This window comes from Clostridium sp. MD294 (genome assembly GCF_000364165.2).
Lineage (GTDB): Bacteria > Bacillota > Clostridia > Lachnospirales > Anaerotignaceae > Coprocola.
In genome coordinates, this window is record NZ_CP097810.1 from 2615940 (window position 1) to 2634874 (window position 18935).

The 18935-nt window shown below is 29.0% G+C and carries 16 protein-coding genes and 1 pseudogene; 7 read left to right on the plus strand and 10 right to left on the minus strand.

Annotated features, from left to right (window positions below):
- Positions 1–152: 152 nt before the first annotated feature.
- The 6 genes from C820_RS12925 (at position 153) to C820_RS12950 (ending at position 7077) form a co-directional block, all read left to right on the plus strand.
- The gene (locus C820_RS12925; protein ID WP_004036997.1) at positions 153–1256 is read left to right on the plus strand and encodes a hypothetical protein; all 1104 of its coding nucleotides are present in this window, start codon (positions 153–155) and stop codon (positions 1254–1256) included.
- A 19-nt stretch (positions 1257–1275) separates the two neighbouring features.
- Positions 1276–2244, plus strand: a complete 969-nt coding sequence (locus C820_RS12930; protein ID WP_004036995.1) for a hypothetical protein — start codon at positions 1276–1278, stop codon at positions 2242–2244.
- 167 nt (positions 2245–2411) lie between these two features.
- Positions 2412–3818 carry a hypothetical protein gene (locus C820_RS12935; protein ID WP_004036987.1) on the plus strand — a complete coding sequence of 469 codons (1407 nt, stop codon included), beginning with the start codon at positions 2412–2414 and terminating at the stop codon, positions 3816–3818.
- A gap of 155 nt (positions 3819–3973) precedes the next feature.
- Complete coding sequence (locus C820_RS12940; protein ID WP_004036985.1) at positions 3974–5182, plus strand: hypothetical protein; 1209 nt, start codon at positions 3974–3976, stop codon at positions 5180–5182.
- 85 nt (positions 5183–5267) lie between these two features.
- Complete coding sequence (locus tag C820_RS12945; RefSeq protein WP_004036983.1) at positions 5268–6308, plus strand: hypothetical protein; 1041 nt, start codon at positions 5268–5270, stop codon at positions 6306–6308.
- 19 nt (positions 6309–6327) lie between these two features.
- Positions 6328–7077: a leucine-rich repeat domain-containing protein gene (locus C820_RS12950; protein ID WP_004036976.1), complete on the plus strand. Its 750-nt coding sequence runs from the start codon at positions 6328–6330 to the stop codon at positions 7075–7077.
- Positions 7078–7126: 49 nt separating this feature from the next.
- On the opposite strand, the gene C820_RS12955 is transcribed toward C820_RS12950, so the two are convergent.
- The gene (locus C820_RS12955) at positions 7127–7936 is read right to left on the minus strand and encodes a phosphodiester glycosidase family protein (RefSeq protein WP_004036974.1); all 810 of its coding nucleotides are present in this window, start codon (positions 7934–7936) and stop codon (positions 7127–7129) included.
- A 172-nt stretch (positions 7937–8108) separates the two neighbouring features.
- The gene (locus tag C820_RS12960; RefSeq protein WP_004036972.1) at positions 8109–8981 is read right to left on the minus strand and encodes a hypothetical protein; all 873 of its coding nucleotides are present in this window, start codon (positions 8979–8981) and stop codon (positions 8109–8111) included.
- Between the two features lie 183 nt (positions 8982–9164).
- Between C820_RS12960 and C820_RS12965 the strand changes: the two genes are divergently transcribed.
- On the plus strand, positions 9165–9602 hold the full coding sequence (locus tag C820_RS12965; RefSeq protein WP_004036970.1) for a hypothetical protein: 438 nt from the start codon (positions 9165–9167) through the stop codon (positions 9600–9602).
- 300 nt (positions 9603–9902) lie between these two features.
- On the opposite strand, the pseudogene C820_RS12970 reads toward C820_RS12965, so the two are convergent.
- From C820_RS12970 to C820_RS13005, 8 genes and pseudogenes are all read right to left on the minus strand, one after another.
- Positions 9903–12943, minus strand: a pseudogene (locus C820_RS12970) (type I restriction endonuclease subunit R).
- 2 nt (positions 12944–12945) lie between these two features.
- Entirely contained in the window at positions 12946–13473 is a 528-nt protein-coding gene (locus tag C820_RS12975) for a HEPN family nuclease (protein ID WP_004036966.1), read from the minus strand.
- 38 nt (positions 13474–13511) lie between these two features.
- Positions 13512–14669 carry a restriction endonuclease subunit S gene (locus tag C820_RS12980; RefSeq protein WP_004036964.1) on the minus strand — a complete coding sequence of 386 codons (1158 nt, stop codon included), beginning with the start codon at positions 14667–14669 and terminating at the stop codon, positions 13512–13514.
- A gap of 29 nt (positions 14670–14698) precedes the next feature.
- Entirely contained in the window at positions 14699–15103 is a 405-nt protein-coding gene (locus C820_RS12985; RefSeq protein ID WP_035296665.1) for an HI0074 family nucleotidyltransferase substrate-binding subunit, read from the minus strand.
- Complete coding sequence (locus C820_RS12990; protein ID WP_004036960.1) at positions 15090–15380, minus strand: nucleotidyltransferase domain-containing protein; 291 nt, start codon at positions 15378–15380, stop codon at positions 15090–15092. Before C820_RS12990 ends, C820_RS12985 begins: the two co-directional genes overlap by 14 nt.
- Positions 15370–16893 carry a type I restriction-modification system subunit M gene (locus C820_RS12995; protein WP_004036959.1) on the minus strand — a complete coding sequence of 508 codons (1524 nt, stop codon included), beginning with the start codon at positions 16891–16893 and terminating at the stop codon, positions 15370–15372. The genes C820_RS12990 and C820_RS12995 overlap by 11 nt, the downstream gene beginning before the upstream one ends.
- 984 nt (positions 16894–17877) lie before the next feature.
- A complete protein-coding gene (locus C820_RS13000; protein ID WP_004036958.1) occupies positions 17878–18111 on the minus strand; it encodes a hypothetical protein in 234 nt (77 codons plus the stop codon).
- A gap of 268 nt (positions 18112–18379) precedes the next feature.
- Entirely contained in the window at positions 18380–18916 is a 537-nt protein-coding gene (locus C820_RS13005) for an AAA family ATPase (RefSeq protein WP_004036957.1), read from the minus strand.
- Between the last annotated feature and the right edge of the window lie 19 nt (positions 18917–18935).

Below are 18935 nucleotides of genomic sequence, written 5' to 3' on the forward strand. Positions count from 1 at the left end.
CTATAGAAATAAACAATAAAAAAGCTAAAAATACTACAAAATTTTTAGTTGTTTTTAAAAGAATACAAAAAACATTGAAAAAAGTTGTAGTAAAATTACTCATTTTGATGTTTATTTATAGTATAGAAAAATAAAAAAGGGGAGTGTTATTTATGAAAAAAATGAAAAGAATCATTAGTATGCTATTATTGTGCAGTATGATATTTGCACAGCCTGTTTATGCAGTAGAAAATATATCAGAAAATCAATCTACAAGCAAAAGTAATATAGAAAAAAGAGGATATTTTGCAGAAAAAAATCATATTTTATATTATTTTAATCATAATGTATTTCACAATGTATTGCAGCTTTCTCAATATAATTTGCAGACACAAACAGCTTCTCTATTATGTGAAGATTACTTTCGATACGACCCTATTGCACCAATTTATAATATGAGGGTTTGTAATGATGGATATGTTTATTTTAAAGCAGAAAAAGAAGAAGACATAAAAGAACAAGAAGATAACAGTGCATATTATCGAGTTTCTATCAATGGTGGAAAAAGTGAATATGTTTGTAAATATAAAGAAATTGCATTTCTTTCTGATACTTGGATATATTGGTCAGAAAAAAACATTTTTTATAATTTAGTGACAAAAGAAACCATACAAAATACAGTAACAAATTCTCTTGATGCTATACTACTAAAAGAACCAGCAAATAGTTCTTGTGAATATCATGATATTATTTATTTGGATGCCTATCATGTAGATTTGAATGTTATTCCAACAAGCCATAAAAATGGTCAACCTCTAGAAGCTGGCATCTATGCTTTACCATTACATAAACAAAGTGATTTCCATAAAATAGAATTGAAAGAAAAAGCAAATAATTTTCAATTTTATAATAACAATTTATATTATCATACTGGAAGTGCAATTAAACAGTACTCCTTACAAAATCATACAACAAAAACAATAATAGAAACAAAAGAAACAGAAAATGATGAACTATATGAATTTTCTGTTTATAATGATACTTTATATTATCATTATGGTGTCGAAAAAAATGGAAAACATTATCATAATTTGTATGGTATTTCATTAGATAAAGAAGGAAGTCAAGCTGTTATAGCAGTACCTTATTTATTTGGAAATCAAATGCATATTTTTGAAAATGCAATTTGTCATGCTACCTATGCATATCAGTGGAATGTAGGAGCTTGGAGAATATTTGATATTCATACAGGAAAAATACAGTTTACACTTTATTAAGGAAAGGAGAGAATTATTTATGAAAAGATTTTTAAAATTGCTAGTATTATTATATTGTATTCTCATAATGGGAAATCACGTTTATGCAGAAACAGAAAAAGTTATTTATTCTGATATTACAGCTTATATTAATGGTTTTCCAATACCTTCTTATAATTTTTATGGAGAAACAGTAGTCATTGCAAAAGATTTAGAGAACTATGGCTTTGATTTGAATTACGTTGACGAAGAACGTTGTTTATATATAGAATATAATCCTGATAAAAAAGTAACTGCAAACTATAACCCACAAAAAGAGAATAAAAAAATTGGTTCTGTAGCCTTTACTGCTCAAGCTACTGATATTTATACAAGAGTAAATGGTTTTAATATTACTTATGGTACTTCTTACAGTATAAACGGACAATTATTAGTTAATATAGATGGATTAGAGCATTGTCATTCTAGTTACATCACATGGAATGGAGAAAAAAGAACAATTTCTTTTGACTATATGCCATATTGGGAAATAAAACCACATATAGCATATGAAAAAGTAAAAACAGAAGAAATTTCTGATTTTTTTCTAGAACTTACAAGACCAGGCAAAGAAGACTGGTTTAATGTCAAAGGAAAAAATGATCAATATCTTTCCTCATTTAGAGTCATCTGGTGCGAAAAAACACCTGTAAGAGATTTTACAAAAAGTTGGTTTGAAAATGCTAAAATTACAATTGACTTTTCTATTGATGACCATGATATTGCAAAAACAGAGCAGTTAATGCAGTTATTAAATGCTATTTTAACTATTAATTCTGAAGGAAATGCTGTGATAGAGAATATTGCTGCTGCAAATGAACATATCAAAGTATTTATCAATGGAGAAAGAATAGCTATTTCTGCAATAGAACTAAGACCAAATTTTGGCGGTTATACATATTATATAGAATTGGAAAAGGAGGTAAAAAATTTAGATGAAATTCAAAGCGTTACCATAGAATGTAAATAATATATTTTTTAAAATTTTAAAAAAATATAAATTTAGGTTGCTAATTTTGTATTCAATTCCTCTTTCTATTATGTAGGTGATAATAAGCTGGAAAAATAGGGCGGTTTTTCCAGTGTATGCCCAGAACTTACAAATATAAAAATATAGACAAATAAGGAGGAAACAATATGAAAGTAGATTTTCAAATGGATTGTATTACAAACAAAAATCAAGAGTATATGGTGGCAATTACTCATCTGAATATGCAAGAAGAAAGCAAAACAGTAGATTGTTTTTTAGAGGATTTAGAAAATAATACTCTTTTACATGAAACAATTACACCAGAAAATACAGGTGTTACTCTAGGTGCAGTTGAATTGGAAAAAGCATATCATATTCGCATAGAAGAGGCAGAAAATATTTATGTTGGCGAAGTAACAGCACACAAAAATGCAGAAAAAGAAACTGTATTTCTTGATACAAATATTTATATTTCTCCTGCAAAAAGACAAGCTAAAGTAGCAAGAATTACATTAGAAAAAGCAGAAGTAGAAAGCCAAAGGGCAGCAACAAATGTGAAATATCAGGCTTATGTAGGTAGTTATAAAGAAGGAGCTGCTCAAAAGAGCTTATTTGCAGCAATCGAATTAATTAGAACAAAAGCAAATGGCGTGGTAAAAAGAACCGACACAGGAGCAACTGTATTTGATAAAAATAGTGATTACCATAAATATCAATTTACAGCATATTATGGCTCTTGTAATGAACCAAAAGAGGCAGAAAAATGGATAGAAGATTTTGCTTATTCTCATGTCATTAAAAAAGATTGTCATCTTTATGACAACAGTTTTATTTCTCAAACAATGAGTGGTGTTAAAGTAGAAGCATGGAATAAAGAACCTGACAATGGCGGATATGTTGTAAAATATGCCAATATGTGGTTGGGATACAGAACAGGCTCTGCTACAGTAAATTTAAGTCAGGCTCGTTTAAAGGCTTCTACCAATTCTAAACAAGGTTGCAATGCATTTGTCTACATCTCTACACAAAGTGATGATGTTACTGTAGATTTTGGATTAATCTGTAGTCCTCATTCAAATGGTAACTGGTATCCTTGTTATAACATCGCTGGAGGAGAAAATGCTGGATTTAAGAAATTTGATGATGTTATTGTAACATCTACTAAAAATAGCTCTGGTGAATACTTACCTAATAAAGATGTCACAATGCAATATACTTTTGATGAAAAAGGAAATATTTTCTTTACTGTAAATGGAAAAACTTATACAATAGAATCAAGTAAAACTGGCATCAAAAAATTTGACAGAAGTTTCTTATTTATGACATCTTATGTACCAATTTTAGGCGAATCAAGTAAAGATAAACAAACTCCTGATTTTAGAAATGATGGATACTTCAGAAATGTAGTGTGGAAAAATTGCAAACTTGGTAAAACAACACCAAATGTACCATTCAATTACAACAGTTCCAACCGTTCCTTGTATTTGGAATATAATACGGATTGCTGTAGTACAAATCATAGCGGAACTACAGAAGTAGTAAATATTTTCTATGACAGAGAATATACAGAATAATATTTAAAAATTTTTAGCCCTTGCAGAAAGCAAGGGCTATATTTAGTATGATACACAAAATATTTAAAAAAATAAAATATTTTGTAGTATTTTATATCATTTTTTTGTTTATATAGATAAAATATAAATGTACATATAAATCGGAGGGATTATTTATGAAAAAATTTAAAAAATCATTTTCTGTTATTCTGCTAATCATTATTCTGTTTCATCAATATTGTATCACCTATGCAAATCAAACAGTCTTAGAACAAACAAAAAACATAACAAAACAACAAACATCAGAATCTACAAATTATCAAAATATAACCAATGGAGGTGTTTTTGCAGAAAAAGACCACTTTTTATACTATTTCAAGGATATTGGAACAGAAAAGTGCCTACCTCAGCTTTTTAGATATGATTTAGAAAAAAATGTAGAGGTTGGACTATCTTCTGATATATTTGTTCAAGTAAGGGATATGCGAGTATGCAATGATGGATATGTTTATTTTAAAGGGATTAACATATATGATGCACCAACAAGCAACTATCCGTTACTCTATCGTATTCCTATAAATGGTGGAAAAAGTGAGCTGATTGGTAATATCTATATCAATGAATATTTTTTTCTATCGGATACTTGGATGTATGATATGGAAAAAAACAACTTTTTTAATGTTGTTACAAAAGAAACAATCCCTAATACCATCACAAAAGAAATCAATATAAATAATAAAACCTTTGAGATGAGAGAATACAATGATACGATATACATTTATATCAGAGAAAATCCAACATGGGGAGGAGAAATAGTATATCAAAATGATGAATTATTGGAATCTGGATTCTACGCTCTCCCATTATATCAACAAAAGCATTTTCATAAAATAGAATTAGAAGATGATTTTATTTCTACATTCTCAATTTATGATAATACATTATATTATGGGACAAATAACTACGAAAAAGAAGAAAATGAAACACTATTAAAAGCATATTCTTTAGAAAATGGCACAACAAAAACAATTTTATCAGGAAAAGACAAAATGTATGAAAATGATTTTGCTATTTATAATGACACATTATACTATTATTATAGAGAAGAAGAAAAGCAAGGCAGTATTATCCATATTGTTGACTGGTATCTTTATGGTATAAAATTGAACCAGTCTGAACTACCTTTTTGTGTCTTGCATTTAGGAGAAAAGAATAGCATGGTACATATTTTTGAAAATGTTATTTGTCATGTAAATAGTCAATTATTGTCTAAATATGGCGATATAGGAATAGGAGATTGGGAAATCAATAATTATCATACAGGAGAGCAATACAGCATAAAGCCTTATGTATCTGGTGTAGCGTATATACCACACTTTTTTTAAAAAAGTTGTAGTAAATTTGTCTTTTTTGTTGTTTATATATAAAAAGAAATTTATAATCATATCATCAATGAAGGAGGAATGTTTTATGAAAAAATTGAAAAATTGTATTATTTTATTGTTTTGTATGGTGATAAGCAGCAGTATTGTTTTTGCGAAAACAGGAGATATTATTGGAAAAGCAGTCAACACAGATATTGTTGCTTACATTAACGGCTTGCCAATTCCGTCTTATAATATCAATGGCTATACAGGAATTGTTGCAGAAGATTTAGAAAAATATGGCTTTGATGTTTGGTATTCAGATTCTGAACGTACTCTGCGAATAGAATATGATATTGCATCTCCCAATGAAATAACAGCAGATTATATTCCCCCCAAAAATACAAAGGCAATTGGCTCTTTTGCAGCAAATATTTACGAAACTGATATTATTGCACGACTTTTTTATGGGGCTGATAGAGATGAAAAATCTTATGATGCAGGTAATCGTGTCATTTTGGAAGTTCTATCACAAACTGACGATGAAAGTATAGACGTAAATGTTTACAATATAGGCGGCAAGAGTATTATTTTAATGGACGATTTGGAGTATTATGGTAATGTAACATGGTATCCTGAAAAAAGAAAGATATGTTTTGATTACGTTTCACCATCTTACTACAAAATATGGGATTTAAAAATAAAAAGGCAAGAAGAGAGAGATGTTTCAAAAGACATTTCCGATTTTGCTGTAGAATTTAAAAGAACAGGAAATAACAAATTTGATATTACTGAAAAAAATATACAATATCTTACAGATTTTACTGTAACATGGGATGAAGAAAGAAATTTGATGTTTGGGTTTCAACTTGAAATGAATGTAATGGATGAAACAGAAGAATTACACAGTATGCTGAATAAAATGCTAAATCAAGATAGAGAAGGAAATAAAGTACAGGAAGGAACGGATTTTGTAAATGAACATATCAAAGTATCTGTGAATGGCATTTATATTCCTGTTACATTTGTTCGTGGTGGCGGTGGAAATGGTCACAGTGATTTTTATTTTTATTTTGATACTTCTAGCTTAGATGAAACAGTAAAAGAATTTGATGATATACAAACAATTGCCATAGAATGTAAATAAAAGCAAAGGAGTAAAACAGATGTTTCAAAGGCTATTTTTATTTCTTTTTATTCTTTTCTCATTTTCAGCTTGCTCTGATGAGGAAAATAAAGTCAGTGAGTATATTGGTAATGAATATACTGGAAACACACAAATAGAAATCAATTTTAAATATGAAGATATGTTATATTCTTCTGAAACAGCAATCGAATTTTTGTCATTGGAAGAAATAGATTATCCTATTGATGAGATAAAAACAATTCGCATATGTGGTGTAATTTTAAATGATTCTTCTATACTATCACAATATCAAAATTTAGAATCTATTTTTATAGAAAATTGCAGTATAAACGATTTTTCTTTTTTGTCATCCTTACAGAATTTAAAATCCTTGCATTTATCTAACTGCGTCGCACAAGAATATCAGTCCATTGAAAAATTGCCAAACAAACAAAATTTGACAGAATGTAATATCAATTACTGTCAGCAAGGAGATACTCCTTTCAAAGATATCTCCTTTTTAAAAAATTTTTATCATATAGAAAAATTAGGTTTGATAGGAAATGATATTTCTGATATTTCTGTATTATCTGGAATGAAAGAATTGCAGGAGCTATTTTTGACAGACGGAAATTTTTCGTTGAATACATTAGAAGCATTATATCCCCTAAAAAATTTGAAATTGATTCAAATATCTATGGCTGTAGCAGAAAATTTATCAGAAAAAGATATTGCAGTATTTGGAAATCCCTTTTTCCCTGATAAAAATACCATCATAGAAATTGATTAAAAAAGAAACCCACTACAAAAAAATAGTGGGTTTCTTTTTACTGGATAAATTATTGTCCTGTCCAATCACAAGAATTTGCGACATCTACCAGTAATCTTATTCTACAAAAAGTAAGTCTGGTACTAGCACCTGCACTCGTAGCAGAACCGTTTGATTTATAAGATATTTTGGTACAATTACTACCATCTAAACAAATTGCTTGTGTACAGCCAAAATATTTCATAAGAAGATGTACTCCATAGATATTAGGACCACTGTTTAAATCACTGGTAGAATTGCCAAATAAAGCTGCTAATATAACAGAACCATCTGAGCGAACACCCATAGCAGTTCTTGGGGTATGAACTTCTGTACGACCATTATACAAATTAGGATAATACTCCTTAAAAGCCTTTAAAAATGCACTCTCATTCGCATAGGAATTGTATGGTAAAACATTAAAACCACCAACACCCCATTCCATGTTAGTCACACCATGATGATTTGATGGTGACCAAGAAGATATTTTTGACAATAAGCTTACTTTCTTTGTTGTCCCATTACAACATAAAACGTCCATAGCCGTTTTTGTGTCATTCAGATTTTCATAGTTATTGCTTCCGCCTTCTGTATTACCAGGATATTGCGACATATCTTTATTTCTGAAAATATGTAATGCAGTCATATATCCTTTTTTGTTAGCTTGTACTGTAAAAAAAGAGGCATTTGTTCCAAAGGCTCCGCTTTTTGCCCAATTAGTTGCATTGCTATCTGTCGTTGGTTCAACACAAAAGTCCATAGGAGAAGCAATATAAAATTTAGCTGTAATCTGTTCTCCTGTTGCAATTTTTATTGTTTTTTGATAAAATTTAGCTGACATAAAATCCACTTCTTTCTCTTTTTATTTTTAATTTTTATAGCAAATGGGACTTTCCTATAAGCTTGTCCCTTTCTTATAGGCTTTACTTGCTACATCATATAAAGAGAGAAAAAAAGTAAAAATAGCAACGAAACTTTTACAAAAATAAAAAAAACAGAAATTTTTTATTCTTTTAAAAACCATGATTTAGTATAAATTCAAAAAAATTTGTTACATTAGTATCCACTTTATCACTCATTTCAACATAAGAACCATGCCCTGCATTTCCATGTCCTGTTTTATAATAAATTTCTCCGGTTGTTTTATCTATAAGCAGTAAATAAGGAGCGTCTATTATCCAAAAACTAGCTGTATCCTCTATACACTGCATATCATTTATTTTTTGCTGAATTTGTATGAGCATTTTATTTGCATTGTCATTTTTTTGCTCTAATAAAAAATTTTGATAACATTGATTCATTTTTTGTTTTGCCATTTGTAATGCTTGTTCTTTTGTTACTTTTTGTTCTCTTGTATCAATACATATCAAAGGGTTATATAAAGGCATTATTTCTTTTGTAGTATAGCTAACAGCACCATTCAAAGCGGTTACAAATTCTTTTAAAGGTACATATATTTCATTTTCTACATAAATTGCTTTTGTTGGTAGTATTTCATTATTCTTTTTGACGGAAAGAGAACTATCTATTACAATACTATCTAGTCCATTTTTGATACTATTTTTATTTTCTTCTTTTTGCAAATTTAATTCTTTGCAAATTCCTTCCAGTGAAATAAAAGAAATATCATTTTGAATGACAACATTTTCGAAGGATATTTTACCATTTATAATAAGGAATGTATGCTTTTGTCCTTCTTCTAATGTAAGTGAAGTGCTATCCGAAGCAGTAAATTTATATTTCCAGTTTCCATTTTCAAAATCACTGTTTTCTACATCAACTATATTAATATAACAAGGCGTTTGCACTACTTCATTTGCCCATACTTGTGTTAAAATTTGAGAACATAAAATTGTAGTAGCGATTATCCTTTTAAATTGTTTCATATCCATTATCCTTTCTATTTACTAATTTCCAAATTTTTTATTATTTTGGTTGCTAATATACAAAAATTTTATCTTTATCTAATATAACAAGTAAAAACTTTAGATGTAAAAAGCTAACCATTTAAAGTATGCCTAACTTGTTAAAAAATCATAGAGTGAAACAAAAAAAGGAGGAAAAGCAGTATGGCAATTTCTAAAGATGACTACAAAAAAGTAATAGACGACATTGATGTGGAAGGTACATCAAAATATCAACCAAGTGGAGGTAAAACATATTGTAATATTTTTGCTCAAGATGTTGCAGAAGAATATGGTACACCACTTCCAAGTGGTACTTGTGCAAAAATGTTAGAAGCATTAAAAGGAAACAAAACTCCTCATTGGTATTCTGTTAATTATGCTGACGCTCAAAGCTGTGCAAATAAAGGATATACTACAATTGGTATTACTTCTGACCATGTTGTTATTATCTATCCTCACGGAAATACAGCTAGTTCTGTTTCAGATTTATATATGTCTATGGCAGGATACAAATGCTTTAATGACACAAAAATTACATATGCTTGGGAAAAGTCCACTTTGTCAAATATAAGATTTTATTCTTGGTATGAAAAAGAATAAATCATCTGAAATTTAGCATGAAAAATAAAGGCAGCTCTATTCATTAGAACTGCCTTTATTATAGTTTTTTATTTATTGTAAGTCAACAGACCTTTTTAGATTTATAGTATTTTATATAGTATTTATTATTTATATTATACCAAAATTCATTTTATTTGTCCATGTATTTCTATTTAAAAATTTTTTTACTATCAATTTAATATCAGCAAGCATTTTTATTATTCAAATTTTTGAATAAATATTTATTTATATGCAACATTATATTATTATCAAATTATTATTTATTTTGAAATAGTTAAGTTAATCTGCTGCATTATTATCCGTCCAAAGTTCACATTGTGTCATAACTATTTTTATAGCATAATCCATACCTTCTGGTGGATAATGATGTTTTTTTAGAAGTTTTTTAATCATCATTCTCATTGCTGCTCTTGCTGTGTCACGTTTCTGCCAATCTATTGTACGATTTTTCCTAAGTGTTTCTGCTAATTCTTTTGTAATAGCTATTAATTCTTCATTTTCATAAAAATCTTTTATTACTTGTGGTTTTGTTAAAGCATCATAAAATGCTAATTCATCTACTGTAAGCCCAAGTTCTTCTCCTCGTTTCTGTGCCTCAGCAATTTGCTTTGCTAAATTTAGCAATTCTTCAATAACTTGTTCATTTGTGAGCATACCATTTAAATATTTGTTTATTACATTTTGTATTATTTCACTGAATTTTTCAGATTTTACAACATTTGTATGTCTATAAATATGTATTTGTTCTGCAATTAATTTTTTTAAAAGTTCAACAGCAATATTTTTTTCTTTCATTTTTGAGATTTCTTCAAGAAATTTGGGGTCGAAAAGTGAAACTTGTTGTGATATATCAGAAAATAAATTAATCACACCTTCACTTTTGATACTCGCTTTTAGTAACTCATTGATACGAGCATTTATTTCAGGCAATGAAAATTTATTTCCACTTCCTTTGTTAATAAAACGCATAATGAGTACACGAACAGCTTCAAAAAATGCAGCCTCCATACGTAATTTTTCTTCTACTAATGAGGAACAAAGAGATAACGCCTGTTTTAACATTAATGCCTCTTTTATATAATCTTCTTGTTCTTTTTCTTTATCTACTGCAAGCATAAAATTTACAGCACCAGTAATAATTTTGGAACGTTTTAGGTCATTACCAGATATAAATTCAGAATAGTTATAACCGTAAAATATGTCACGACAAATAGATAATTTTTCTAAAAATTTGGGATACGCAACTTTTGTTATATCTGTATCGCCATAATTTTTTTATCACGAGAGGTATAATCATTCATTGCTTCTTTTAAAGCAGCAGCAATGCCGACATAATCAACAACTAAACCTCCCTCTTTATCTTGAAAAACTCGGTTTACTCTTGCAATTGCTTGCATAAGATTATGCCCACTCATAGGCTTGTACACATACATTGTAGCAAGAGAAGGAACGTCAAAGCCTGTTAGCCACATATCCACAACAATAACTATTTTTAAAGGACTTGTGTTATCTTTAAATTTTTGTGCCAATTCATTTTTATATCGTTTATTTCCTATAATAGTTTTCCAATCTTTAGTGTCTTTGTTATTTTCTGTCATAACTAAAGCAACTTTTTCTGTCCAATTTGTACGAAGTTGTAAAATTCTTTTATATATTTTCATAGCGATAGTACGAGAATATGCTACAATCATTGCTTTTCCAGTTAAAAGTTTTTCACGGTTATTTTCATAGTGAAAAAGAATATCATCTACAAGAGAAGCAATCGTTTCATCATTTCCAAGTACAACTTCCATTTTACCGAGTTCTTTTTTGCTTTTTTGTATCACTTGAGGGTCAGCGTTATTTGCCATAAAATCATATTCTGCATCAATGAGCTTTAATGTTTCCTCATTTAATTTTAGTTTAATAACACGACTTTCATAATAAACAGGACGAGTAGCACCATCTTCAACAGCTTGTGTCATATCATAAACATCAATATAATCTCCAAATACTTCACGTGTACTTTTGTCTTTGATAGAAATAGGTGTTCCTGTAAAACCAATATAAGTAGCATTTGGTAGACTATTTCTTATAATTCGTGCTATACCAACTTTTATTTTTCCTGTTTTAGAATCTACTTTTTCAATTAAGCCATATTGTCCACGATGTGCTTCATCAGCCATAACAACAATATTTCTACGTTCAGATAGTGTATCAAAGGCTTCTTCAAATTTTTGCATAGTAGTAAAAATAATACCATTTGCTTGTCTGCCATGAAGTAAAGATTTTAAATGTTCTCTATTTTCAGCATGAATCGGTTCTTGACGTAAAAAGTCTTTACATTTTGCAAACTGACTATAAAGTTGATTATCAAGGTCATTTCTATCTGTCAATACAACAATTGTAGGACTATTTAATGCTTCTTGTAAAAGATGAGCATAAAACACCATAGACAATGATTTTCCACTGCCCTGTGTATGCCAGAATACGCCACCTTTGCCATCTGTTTCTGTTGCTTTTTTTGTAGAAAGAATTGCCTTATTTACAGCAAAATATTGATGATAACCTGCAAGAATTTTAAATTGTTTTAAGCCTTCCTTAGAAAAACAGATAAAATTCTTTATAATATCAAGCAATCGTTCTTTTTGGAACATTCCCTTAAAAAAGGTATCAAACTGTGCATATTGTGTATTTTCATAATTGCCGTCTTGTGTTTTCCATTCCATAAAGCGGTCTTCACCAGATGTAATTGTTCCTGCTTTTGAAGTTAAAAGGTCACTCATTACACAAATACAATTATAAATAAACATAGATGGAATTTCTTGCATATAATTTTGTATTTGTTGATAGGCTTCTGATACGTCGGTTTCTTCACGAGAAGGAGATTTTAATTCCATAAGTACAACAGGTAAACCATTCAGAAAAATAAGTACATCGGGACGTCTATTACTTTTTTCAATAAAAGTCCACTGATTAGCAATAATAAAAGAATTATTGTCTGGATTTTTATAATCTACAATATAAACAATACCAGAATGTTCTTCTTCTTTTATAAAATATCGTACTTCTATGCCGTGTTGTATGTAATCCATAAATAGAGCATTTTTTTGTATCAGTTCGGCACTTTCAAAATTTTTTAATTTGTAGAGAGCATCAGCAATAGCAGCGTCAGGCATAGAAGTATTGATACGATATAATGCTTGCTCTAGTTCGTCCTCATAGAGAGGATTATTAAAATCTCTTTCAATATTTGGAACGTAAACATGATGATAACCCATTTCTCGAAATAATTCTATAATGGCATTTTCGTAATTTGCTTCTGTAAAAAAATTTGACATAATTATTTCTCCTGTTTCATTATTTCTTGTTTCAATCTTTGTAAATCTGTTTGAGAACAAAGTATTATAGAAGTTCGTGCATTATTTCTATTAAAATCTTCAAAGAGTAAATATTTTCTATTTCCCTTATGAAGCATGAATACATTACTATGTGCAATAGAATTACGAAGATGTCGTAGGAAACATTGACAATCTTTTTCTTTACCTTTATTATCTTTTCGTTTGCAAATAAACCCTTTACTTTTTCTATTTACAATAGCATCAGAGTGTAAATCATAGTCCTTTAAACAATTTTCAAGTGGATAACTTGAACTTCTAAAAAGGTGTGGTTTTGGAGATACTTGTTCGATAAATTTATTCCAATTTCCTTCAAGTTTACTTGAGTCAATTGACATAGCAGTACCACTATTAATAGTAGGTGCAATATGTAAGAAGTAACTGAACAGTTTTATCAATTTTTTATCATCAATTTCAAAAGGTGCAATTCTATTTGACCTAATATCACTTATCTTTATCTGTGTATTTTTCATTTATATGTTTCTCCTAAATTAAACAACAATTTTGCAATTTAAACATTTATTTTGGAAGCATCAATTTCACCAGACATCAATTTTGGTAATAAAGTATCTTTCAATAAAGATAATTTATTATTTTCAAGACGATTTTGTATTATTATATCATAAATTGGTTGTAATATAGCACCAATACGTAAATAATCCTCTTTCGGCGGTATGATTACTTTTGCCTTTTCAATATCATTTCTTTTTATATGTCCCATTGTTGTTGCCTTATCCATAGCAATAATTGTAAATTGTTCAATATGGTGTTTTGTCCATAAGTAATAAAACCATTTATCATATGTATTTGAAGTAACCTTAAATAAATGTTGATTTAAACCACAAATTTCGCCACACCAAAAATCAATTAAAAGACTACCCGACCATGAAAATATAACGTCACCATTTTTTATAATATACTTAGGTTGAATATTAGCCGAACACAAATCACTTGAATTATCACAAAAACCTTGACGTAGTTCTCTTATTTTTAGTACAGGCAAACTATTTTTATTTTCATTTGGTCTAAATTTTTGCATAGCAAGACCATTTAAATAATTTGCAATATTAATTAATGAACTTTCTTTCCAAGTATCTGGAATAACATCAAAACAAAGAAACTCTTTGATAAAAATAGCCTGTGCTTGCTGCTCTAAATTCTTGTTTATTTTATTGTTCAGTTCTATTTTATCATCAATACTTTTAAGAATGCTTCCTATTTTTATTTGCTCCTCATATAAAGGTAAATCTAATTCAAGTTTTTTGATTACATCAATTTGAACTCTTTGTCTGCCAGATGAGCCAACCATCGATTTTATAGCTGGTTCTCTTACAAAAGAACTACAAACTAAATAATATAAAAAATCTTCATCTAAAATATTGGGTTTTGCTCTAAAAACAATATATTCAGTTGAGCCAAAACCAATTTCATTATTTTCAAGAATATTAACTTTTGCAGTTTTTCCATTTTCAAGGCAAGGAGTAATTCTTGCCATTATTGTATCACCATTTTTAAATTTTGTGCCACCTTTAAATTCAGTTATTTCATATGTAGGAATATCTCTACAAAATGGTTGTAACTTTTCCATAGCTATTTTCTTTGCAAGAGTTCCTTTTTTAATATTTTCTTTTGGGTTAAACTCTGCAATATCTTCAAATTTATATTTCATACTCTATCACCTTTAATCTCTCCCTAATTTTATTTTTCATCATAATTAAGCCAATCATTATCCACTTCATTTTTTAAATTTTCAAACAATGACAAGTAATTTTCTTTTATATTTCTAATCGTTTCTAGGGAAAGTTCATCACTATAAGTATGTGCAAGTGTATTTCTTGTATTTAAAATAGCAAGCCAACCTTCTTCATTGGAAATCATGCCACATTGATAAGCAATTTTTATAATTGTTCTAGGTGAACCGATTCTTTGTTCAGACCTACCATGTCGTTCCAATAATTCTTTCATCATTTTCCAAGATTGTTCAAAACAAATCTCAAATAATCCAATCATTCCCGTTTGCTCTGCAATATTATAAGGCTCATGAAGTTGTGTTCCTTCTTTTAAATTATTTAATGCTTTACAAAAATTATCATATTTTCTCATAAAGTACAATACCATCTCTTTCTATCTCTTTTTTCAGTTCATCTGAAATTCTTTTATTGAGGTCTACAATATCAAACATCAGTAATGTCCATGCTTGTTCATTTACTAACCAATAAAACTCATCAAAATCACCGCCACTTACTGCAATATCAATGTCACTTCTTTCTCTATGCGTTCCTCTTGCACGAGAGCCAAAAAGGATTACTTTTTGTATATTACATTTCTTTGCCATAGAAGTAATATCTTTTAAAACCCTATCTGGAATATTATATTTCATATCCAATCGCCCCTAATTTTTTACGAATTTCTTGTTCTAATTCATGGCTTTTTTGAAACATTTCGGATAATTCAGAAGTCAACCTTGTCATTTTTTCCTCAAAAGGTTCACCATCATCTTCTTGTTCTTCAATGCCTACATAACGTCCTGGTGTAAGAATATAATCTTGTTTTGCTATTTCTGCTATATCGCAAACAGCACAAAATCCTTTTACATCTTCCAGTGTTCCATTCTGAAAAGCTACAAAAGTATCCGATAATTTTTGAATATCTTCATCAGACAAATCTCTATGTTTACGGTCAATCATATGTCCCATTTTTCGTGCATCAATAAATAGTGTTTTTCCTTTTTGTTTTTTTCCTTTTGTAATAAACCATAATGTAACAGGAATTGTTACACTATAAAAAAGCTGTGTTGGCATTGCTACAATTCCTTCAATCAAATCGTCTTCAATTATTTTTTTACGAATTTCTCCCTCACCGCTTGATTGCGTAGATAATGCACCATTTGCAAGTACTAAACCAATTTTTCCATTTGGTGCAAGATGATGTATCATGTGTTGTATCCATGCAAAGTTTGCATTTCCTGCTGGTGGAATACCATATTTCCAACGTTTATCGTCAAGTAATTTATCCTGGTTCCAAGGGTGATAATTGAATGGAGGATTAGCAAGTATAAAATCAGCTTTTAAATTAGGATGTAAGTCATTTGTAAAAGTATCTGCATGATAAGGTCCAAAATTAGCATCAATACCACGAATTGCCATATTCATTTTTGCCATTTTCCATGTATCAGAATTTGCTTCCTGTCCATATATAGCAGCAGTAAGGGTATCTCGTCTTCTACTATGCGCTTGAATGAATTTTGCACTTTGTACAAACATACCTCCACTACCACAACAACAATCATAAATACGACAATTTTCAAAAGGTTTTAAAATTTCAACAAGCGTTTTTACAATACTTGATGGAGTATAAAACTCGCCTCCACTAGTGCCTTCTTTTTCAGCAAATTTTTTAATACAATATTCATAAGTACGTCCTAATAAATCTTCATTTGTTTCTGTATTACTCATATCAATATTATTTGTAAAGATATCTACTACATCACCAAGAATACGCTTGTCTAAATCAGGATTGGCATAATTTTTAGGAAGCACATTTTTAAGAGTAGCATTTTCTTTTTCAATCGCTCTCATAGCATTATCAATCACTGTTCCAATTTCAGGAGTATGGGCAGCAGAAGAAATTTTACTCCATCTAGCTTCCTCTGGTACAAAAAAAATATTATTCATTGTATATGCATCACGTTCATCTTCAAATCCATCGCCTTCTTCAATAAGTTCTTGATATCTTTTTTCAAAAGCACTGGATATATACCTCAAAAAAATAAGACCTATAATAATTTTTCTATATTCTGCTGCAGGAATATGTCCCCATAATACGCAGGCAACATCCCATAATTGCTTTTCAAATCCAATATTGGCATTTGTTTTATTTATTTTTTCAGCCATTTTTATATTCTCCTTTATTATTTTTATAACATGAATTCTGCTTTTATTTGGTTTTTCAGATGTCATTATTTCGTTATAAACAACTTCTATAACTTTTACTATGTTTAATACAATATCATTACTTTTTCTTTATTTCAACAGTATTTTTATACTTTTTTATTTAAAATTATGTTATCATTAAATGAAAAAAATCTTTCCCCAAAAAGTAAATATATTTCTATCTTATATAATTTTATAAAAACTTGGTAATTATAAAAATGATATAAAAAATAAAAACTGCACTGATTGCAAGCAGGGGAAAGGGATATCCCTTTCCTTGCTTGTTGGTGTTCCCCCAAACCCCAAATGCAAATTTTTTTAAAATTTGCAAAACGCCTTCGGCGTGGCTTTTCCTTTTTTTAGAATGTCACTTTTATTGTACTATATATAATATTTACTATTAAAAATAAAATGATTTTGAACAAAATCTTTCATTAAAAAATTTCCTTTTAGCAGTTTAAAATAGAAAATTTCTTTGTTCCTTTTTATACTATAAAATAATATTACCATCAAAAAATAAAGCTACTTTTATATAAATTTTGCAAAAAAAATCTTTCTTAATAGCTGAAAAGAAAAAATTTCTGTTTCTTTTTTTGCCATCAAGAAAGAAAATTATTGATAAAAAAATGTTATATACCCTATATTAATAATATATACACACTACATACTATACACCCACTATAAATTTATAAAATAATCTGAAGACCCTTATTTGCTTCCAGGGTGTTGTAGCTACAACACTTTTGAAGGCTGTTTTTATTTTATTCACTTTATATACTTCTATTTATACTTATTTCTAAAAACGTTGTACATACAACATTTCCAAACACCAGTAATATACATCTGTTCCAAATTACTGTTTTTTGTATTTAAAAAGGCAATTCCTCTTGTCAACTAAAAAATAGAAACGTGTCACGTTTCTGTTAATAGTAAACAAGGAAAACCCTACCATTGAAAACTGGAGTATATTCCTTTTCTATCTAAATATTCTTGTCTAGCTTTTTCCTTTTCTTCTTCTGATGGAGCAGTTTTATATTTTGTATATAGATTTCGATTGATTATGCTGTCATATTTTTCCTTTAACATTTTTACAATTTTTTCCTCATCATTACAACATTCCAAAATATGGTATTTAATCAGCAATAGAAATAAATCCTCACTAATTTGTACTTGTTTCATATTTTACACCTCTATTTTTTAATTTTGTGACGATATTTTATTTGTTAAATTTTAAAATATCGTCACACTTTTTTTCAAAATTTACATTCAAAAAACGCTGTAAAATCAAGGCTTTCTTACAATTTTATTTTATCTTTTTTAGTTTTGTGACGATGTTGACGATATTTTTTATACTTTCCCTACTGTCTAAAATACCGTCACATCGTCACACTTATCATTTTTTTACCATTTTTATGTCTTAAAAACTTTGTAAATTCAATGTTTTTAGCTATTTGATGATTTCCTTTTTGTGTGACGATAGATGCTCTTTGACAAAATGAATAAGTTGTTCCTCTAGTCCTTCATTTAATGCCTTTGATTTTGTAGCAAAGTGGAAGTTAGGTGTACTTTCCATTCCAAACATTCTGGATAATCTTTTTTGTATTCTGCTATAATCATCCTCTAAGGCTAGATACAATACAGAGCCTTGACTGACTTGATAATTCCACAAAGGCAAGCCCATACTCACATGATAGCCTAACTGTGCCATTAAAAATGATTTTCCAATTTTTGGAGCACCAACAAAAAGATATGTACCATTATAAATTAATTTATCAACAACAGCAGCCTTCGGTGGATAAACTGTATCGTACAATTCTTCCATTGTAATCGTTTCCAACACCCCCTGTTCAAAATTTTTTAAATTTTCTGTGGCTTGTAAATTGCTTTTTTGTTCTTTTTTTGCTATACTTTTGTTAACATCTTTTGATTGTTCCTTTTCTGTTGCACCAGATATAATAGGAACAATCTTTTTTTCTTTACTCATTGGTTTTCCTCCTTCATAT

Coding starts and splice junctions, on each gene's coding strand:
- C820_RS12960 (WP_004036972.1), bottom strand. CDS start 8,981: ATGAAACAATTTAAAAGGATAATCGCTACTACAATTTTATGTTCTCAA.
- C820_RS12945 (WP_004036983.1), top strand. CDS start 5,268: ATGAAAAAATTGAAAAATTGTATTATTTTATTGTTTTGTATGGTGATA.
- C820_RS12965 (WP_004036970.1), top strand. CDS start 9,165: ATGGCAATTTCTAAAGATGACTACAAAAAAGTAATAGACGACATTGAT.
- C820_RS12995 (WP_004036959.1), bottom strand. CDS start 16,893: ATGGCTGAAAAAATAAATAAAACAAATGCCAATATTGGATTTGAAAAG.
- C820_RS12985 (WP_035296665.1), bottom strand. CDS start 15,103: ATGAGAAAATATGATAATTTTTGTAAAGCATTAAATAATTTAAAAGAA.
- C820_RS12940 (WP_004036985.1), top strand. CDS start 3,974: ATGAAAAAATTTAAAAAATCATTTTCTGTTATTCTGCTAATCATTATT.
- C820_RS12975 (WP_004036966.1), bottom strand. CDS start 13,473: ATGAAAAATACACAGATAAAGATAAGTGATATTAGGTCAAATAGAATT.
- C820_RS12980 (WP_004036964.1), bottom strand. CDS start 14,669: ATGAAATATAAATTTGAAGATATTGCAGAGTTTAACCCAAAAGAAAAT.
- C820_RS12990 (WP_004036960.1), bottom strand. CDS start 15,380: ATGAAATATAATATTCCAGATAGGGTTTTAAAAGATATTACTTCTATG.
- C820_RS13000 (WP_004036958.1), bottom strand. CDS start 18,111: ATGAAACAAGTACAAATTAGTGAGGATTTATTTCTATTGCTGATTAAA.
- C820_RS12925 (WP_004036997.1), top strand. CDS start 153: ATGAAAAAAATGAAAAGAATCATTAGTATGCTATTATTGTGCAGTATG.
- C820_RS12935 (WP_004036987.1), top strand. CDS start 2,412: ATGAAAGTAGATTTTCAAATGGATTGTATTACAAACAAAAATCAAGAG.
- C820_RS12950 (WP_004036976.1), top strand. CDS start 6,328: ATGTTTCAAAGGCTATTTTTATTTCTTTTTATTCTTTTCTCATTTTCA.
- C820_RS12955 (WP_004036974.1), bottom strand. CDS start 7,936: ATGTCAGCTAAATTTTATCAAAAAACAATAAAAATTGCAACAGGAGAA.
- C820_RS12930 (WP_004036995.1), top strand. CDS start 1,276: ATGAAAAGATTTTTAAAATTGCTAGTATTATTATATTGTATTCTCATA.
- C820_RS13005 (WP_004036957.1), bottom strand. CDS start 18,916: ATGAGTAAAGAAAAAAAGATTGTTCCTATTATATCTGGTGCAACAGAA.